The 5,644-nt window shown below is 66.4% G+C and carries 4 protein-coding genes; 3 read left to right on the top strand and 1 reads right to left on the bottom strand.

The window, feature by feature from the left end:
- Positions 1–26: 26 nt before the first annotated feature.
- On the bottom strand, positions 27–1,361 hold the full coding sequence (locus PMI12_RS25815) for an NAD(P)/FAD-dependent oxidoreductase (RefSeq protein ID WP_007838482.1): 1,335 nt from the start codon (positions 1,359–1,361) through the stop codon (positions 27–29).
- A gap of 229 nt (positions 1,362–1,590) precedes the next feature.
- Here PMI12_RS25815 and PMI12_RS25810 point away from each other — a divergent pair, with 229 nt between their 5' ends.
- From PMI12_RS25810 to PMI12_RS25800, 3 genes are all read left to right on the top strand, one after another.
- Positions 1,591–3,891, top strand: a complete 2,301-nt coding sequence (locus PMI12_RS25810; protein WP_007838480.1) for an NADP-dependent malic enzyme — start codon at positions 1,591–1,593, stop codon at positions 3,889–3,891.
- 180 nt (positions 3,892–4,071) lie between these two features.
- Entirely contained in the window at positions 4,072–5,106 is a 1,035-nt protein-coding gene (locus PMI12_RS25805; RefSeq protein WP_007838478.1) for an ABC transporter substrate-binding protein, read from the top strand.
- Positions 5,106–5,644: ABC transporter ATP-binding protein (locus tag PMI12_RS25800; RefSeq protein ID WP_007838477.1), on the top strand; the 539-nt coding region annotated here is incomplete at its 3' end. The genes PMI12_RS25805 and PMI12_RS25800, both read left to right, overlap by 1 nt.

Raw genomic sequence — 5,644 nt, 5'->3', positions numbered from 1 at the left:
CGGTTCCGCGGTGTTCCTGGAAAGAATCAGGTCTTTGCGGCTTCCAGCGACTCCTTCAGGTTGCGCCGGCGCCATGCCCAGGTCTTCACGGCCTGCGGCAGGATGCCGAGGCACGACGCGTAGTAGGTCACCTTGAAGCCCCAGAAGCGCGGCCCGATGGGCGTGTCTCGGAACAGGTCGCCGGCCAGGATCGACAGCATCGCCTCCTGCATGCGCCAGACGTTGCGCGGGTTCATGAACAGGCGGCGGATGGCCGGCGAGGTGATGCGGTAGATGAACCACGAGAACATCCTGGGTCCGCGCTTCATCACTTTCTCGTAGTGGCGGAAGGCCTTCTCGGCCTCCTTCGCCTCGCCCTTGAGCCAGTGGTCGGCCGCGGTGGCGGCCTCGAAGCCGCTGTTCATCGCCAGGTACACGCCTGAAGAGAACATCGGGTCGACGAAGGCGTAGGCGTCGCCCACCATCATGAAGCGGTCGCCGCGGCAGAACTTGGAGTCGTAGGCGTAGTTGCCGGTGGAGGTGGCGCCTTCCATCAGCGTGGCGTTCTTCAGGCGCGCGGCCAGCTTGGGCGCGAGCGCGATGGTTTCCATCAGGAACTCTTCGAGCGAGCCCTTGCGGCGCTTGAAGTAGGCCGGCGAAGCCACAGCGCCAACGCTCACGGTACCGTCCTTCAGCGGGATGTACCAGAACCAGCCGTGATCGAACCAGAACAGCGTGATGTTGCCCTCGAAGCGGCCCGGCCGGCGCTCGGCGTTGGCGAAGTGGCCGTACAGGGCCGCGCTGGCGTGCTTGCGGTTGCGCTGCTTCGCATCGAACTGGTTCGAAAGCAGGGTGTCGCGCCCGCTGGCGTCAATCACGAAACGCGGGCGCCAGGTGGTTTCGGTGCCGTCGTCGGCCTTGACCTTGACCAGCGGGCGCTTCTCGCCGCCGGTGTCGGCGTCCATGTCCACGCCGGTGACGCGCCGGCCCTCGAAGGTGCGCGCGCCGCGCGCGGCGGCATGGCGGAACAGCAGTTCGTCGAACTCCGAGCGGCGCACGTGCACCGCGTACGGAAAGCTCTTGTCCATCGCCTCGCCGAAGTTGAAGTGGCTGCTGTGGTCGTGCCAGGGCGAAACGAACTCGGCGCCGTGCTTGCGGATGCCGATGGCCTCGACCTCGGTGCGCACGCCCAGCCGGTCGAACAGTGGCATGTTCATCGGCAGCAGCGACTCGCCGATGTGAAAGCGCGGATGCTGCGCCTTCTCGATCAGCACCACGTCGTGGCCCTTGTCCGCGAGCAAGGCGGCCACCGTGGAGCCCGAAGGGCCCCCGCCAATGACCACGACATCGGGGTCGTTGCCGGTGAAAGGTCCTGATGTCATGCGTTGTTGCCCCTCGTTGTGGTTTTATCGCTGTTGGCGCTACCCCGGGCCAGCACCGGCCAATCGCAAGCCGTGAGCCCCCGCAGGTAACGATCGCGCAGTTTAGCCAACCGCCGGCCAACTCCATCACGCCGAAGATATGGATTCAGGCGTTTTCGGCATTCCCCCTGTACAAAGGGGCTGCGCTTTTGCGGTAGCCTCATTGCCCGTCAGAAACAAGGAGACTTTCATGGCTGCACCCCTTTCCCCCGCAGAAGAAGCACTTCGCGAGGCAGCGCGCGAATACCACCGCTCACCCGTCAAGGGCAAGATCTCGATCACCCCGACCAAGCCCCTGCTGAACCAGCGCGACCTGTCGCTGGCCTATTCGCCGGGCGTGGCCTATCCGTGTCTCGACATCGCCGCAGACCCCGCCACGGCCTCCGAATACACCGCGCGCGGCAACCTGGTGGGCGTGATCACCAACGGTACCGCGGTGCTCGGGCTGGGCGACATCGGCCCGCTGGCCGCCAAGCCGGTGATGGAAGGCAAGGGCTGCCTGTTCAAGAAATTCGCCGGTATCGACGTGTTCGACATCGAACTGGCCGAGCGCGATCCCGACAAGCTGGTCGAGATCATCGCAGCGCTGGAGCCCACGCTGGGCGGCATCAACCTCGAGGACATCAAGGCGCCCGAGTGCTTCTACATCGAGAAGAAGCTGCGCGAGCGCATGAACATCCCGGTGTTCCATGACGACCAGCACGGCACGGCCATCATCTCGGCCGCAGCCCTCCTCAACGGCCTGGAGCTGGTCGGCAAGAAGATCGAGGACGTGAAGATCGCCGTCTCGGGCGCGGGCGCCGCAGCCATCGCCTGCCTCGACGTGATGGTCGGCCTGGGCGCCAAGCCGGCCAACATCCACGCCTGCGACTCCAAGGGCCTGATCTACATGGGCCGCGCGGGCGGTTTCGACGAATCCAAGGCACGCTACGCCCAGAAAGACACCGGCGCCCGCACCCTGGCCGACGTGGTCAGGGACGCCGATGTGTTCCTGGGCTGCTCGGCCCCGGGCGTGATGACCGCCGAGATGGTCAAGACCATGGGCACGCAGCCCATCATCCTGGCGCTGGCCAACCCCGAGCCCGAGATCCGCCCCGAGCTGGCCAAGGCCGTGCGGCCGGACTGCATCATTGCCACCGGCCGTTCGGACTACCCGAACCAGGTCAACAACGTGCTGTGCTTCCCGTATATCTTCCGCGGCGCGCTCGACTGCGGCGCCAGCAAGATCACGGAAGAGATGAAGCTGGCCTGCGTGCGCGAGATCGCCGAGCTGACCAAGGCCGACATCAGCGAAGAGGTGGCCACCGCCTACGCCGGCCAGGAGCTGGCCTTCGGCCCCGACTACATCATTCCGAAGCCCTTCGACTCGCGCCTGATCCTGCGCATCGCGCCGGCCGTGGCCAAGGCCGCTGCCGCCTCGGGCGTCGCGACGCGTCCGATCGAGGACATGGACGCCTACCGCCAGCACCTGACGCGCTTCGTCTACCAGACCGGCATGTTCATGCGCCCGGTGTTCAGCGCCGCCAAGATCGCCACCGCCAAGCGCGTGGCCTACGCGGAAGGCGAAGACGAGCGCGTGCTGCGCGCCGCGCAGTGGGCGATGGACGAAGGCGTGGCCAAGCCGATCCTGGTGGGCCGCCCCGCCGTGATCGAGGCGCGCATCAAGAAGGCCGGCCTGCACATCCGCGCGGGCACCGACTTCGAGATCGTCAACCCCGAGGACGATCCGCGCTTTCGCACCTACTGGGAGAGCTTCCACAAGATCATGGGCCGCCGCGGCGTGACGCCGGAGGCCGCCAAGACCATGGTGCGCCGCTCGAACACCACCATCGCCGCGCTGATGCTGCACCTGGGCGACGCCGACGCGATGATCTGCGGCCTGGTCGGTCGCTTCGACGTGCACCTGGAGCACATCCGCAACCTGATCGGCCTGAAGCGCGACGCGCCCGGCTTCGCCACGCTGAACGCGCTGACGCTCGACAAGGGCACGATCTTCATCACCGACACCAACGTGAACGAAGACCCGAGCGCCGAGATGCTGGCGAGCATCGCGGTGATGGCGGCCGAGGAAGTGCGCCGCTTCGGCCTGCCGCCGAAGGTGGCCTTCCTGTCGCACTCGAACTACGGCACCTCGAGCCGCGCCTCGGCCCGCAAGATGCGGCTGGCACGCGACCTGTTCGCGCAGATGGCACCCGACATCGAATGCGACGGCGAGATGCACGGCGACGCGGCGCTGTCGGAAGACGTCCGCCGCACCGCCCTGCCCGAGACCACGCTGAGCGGCGAAGCCAACCTGCTGGTGTGCCCGAACCTCGATTCGGCGCACATCCTCTACAACGTGCTGAAGATGACCGGTGCCAACGGCATCACGGTCGGCCCGGTGCTGCTGGGCGCCGCGAGCTCGGCGCACGTGCTCACGCCGTCGTCGACGGTGCGCCGCATCATCAACATGACGGCGCTGGCGGTGGCGAAAGTGACCGTCGACAAGTAATCACCGGGCCATCCGGCGGGCGAATTGCCCGCCTTCGGTGCCAAAAACGCGGCAATGCCGCGTTTTTGCATTTGGGGGTGCAGATGGCGCACCGTATCGACCCACCGGGAGGGTTCGCACCAATCGCGTGCGGGCACCGTTTTTGCTTGAATGCCGAAGCATTCACATCACGGATAACGCATGAACAAGCGCCAACTGCTCCAGTCCTTCCTCGCCGCCTCGGCCCTCTGCTTCGGCCTCTCACCGGCCCTTGCCCAGAGCCCGACGCCGATCAAGTTCCAGCTCGACTGGCGCTTCGAGGGACCGGCCGCGCTGTTCCTGCATCCCGCCGCCAAGGGCTACTTCAAGGCGGCTGGGCTCGACGTGAGCATCGACGCGGGCAACGGCTCGGGCGGCACCGTCACGCGCGTGGCCTCGGGCGCCTACGACATGGGCTTTGCCGACCTCGCGGCGCTGATGGAGTTCCACGCCAACAACCCCGACAGCCCGAACAAGCCGGTCGCGGTGATGATGGTCTACAACAACACGCCGGCCTCGGTCATGGCGCTCAAGAAGAGCGGCATCACCAAGCCCACCGACCTCGCCGGCAAGAAGCTCGGCGCGCCGGTGTTCGATGCCGGCCGGCGCGCCTTTCCGATCTTCGCGAAGGCCAACAACATCGGTGCCGTCAACTGGACCGCCATGGACCCGACGCTGCGCGAGACCATGCTGATGCGCGGCGACATCGACGCCATCACCGGCTTCACCTTCACCTCGCTGCTCAACCTCGAGGCGCGCGGCGCCAAGGCGGCCGACATCGTCGTGCTGCCCTACCCCGACTACGGCGTGAAGCTCTACGGCAACGTGATCATCGCCTCGCCCAAGCTCATCAAGGAGAACCCGGCGGCGGTGAAGAAATTCCTCTCGGCCTTTGCCAAGGGGGCGAAGGAAGTCATCGCCAACCCGGCAGTGGCCATCGAATCGGTGAAGGCGCGCGACGGCATCATCGACAGCAAGCTCGAAACGCGCCGCCTGCAGCTGGCCATCGATACCGTCATCAACAGCGCCGACGCGCGCGCCGAAGGCTTCGGCACGGTCAACGCAGGCCGCATGTCGCTGATGGCCTCGCAGGTGTCGGACGCGTTCGGCACCAAGACGCGCGTGAGCCCCGACGCGGTGTGGACCGCCTCGCTGCTGCCGCCGTCGGCCGAACTGAACATCCTGTCGAAGAAGTGATGGTGGACGCATCGCAGGACGCGGCCGCCCCCTTCGTCGACTTCCAGGACGTCTGGCTCGCCTACAACGAGGAGCTTCTTCGCGCCAACCACTTCGCGGTCGAGGCCATCGACCTGAAGGTCAGGCGCGGCGAATTCATCGCCATCGTCGGCCCCTCGGGTTGCGGCAAGTCGACCTTCATGAAGCTCACGACCGGGCTGAAGATGCCGTCGATGGGCAAGATCCGCATCGACGGGCAGAACGTGACCGGGCCGCTGAAGATCTCGGGCATGGCCTTCCAGGCGCCTTCGCTGCTGCCGTGGCGCACCACGGTCGACAACGTGCTGCTGCCGCTGGAGATCGTCGAGCCCTACCGCTCGAACTTCAAGGCCAAGCGCAAGGAGTACGTCGAGCGCGCACGCAAGCTGCTGCAGAAGGTGGGCCTCGCGGGCTATGAGGACAAGTTCCCATGGCAGCTCTCGGGCGGCATGCAGCAGCGCGCGAGCATTTGCCGCGCGCTCATCCACGAGCCCAAGATGCTGCTGCTCGACGAGCCCTT

It is taken from the genome of Variovorax sp. CF313, assembly GCF_000282635.1.
GTDB lineage: Bacteria > Pseudomonadota > Gammaproteobacteria > Burkholderiales > Burkholderiaceae_C > Variovorax.
Note: the sequence above shows the minus strand (reverse complement) of the source record. Positions and strands in the feature narration are given on the sequence as shown.

Coding starts and splice junctions, on each gene's coding strand:
- PMI12_RS25815 (WP_007838482.1), bottom strand. CDS start 1,361: ATGACATCAGGACCTTTCACCGGCAACGACCCCGATGTCGTGGTCATT.
- PMI12_RS25810 (WP_007838480.1), top strand. CDS start 1,591: ATGGCTGCACCCCTTTCCCCCGCAGAAGAAGCACTTCGCGAGGCAGCG.
- PMI12_RS25805 (WP_007838478.1), top strand. CDS start 4,072: ATGAACAAGCGCCAACTGCTCCAGTCCTTCCTCGCCGCCTCGGCCCTC.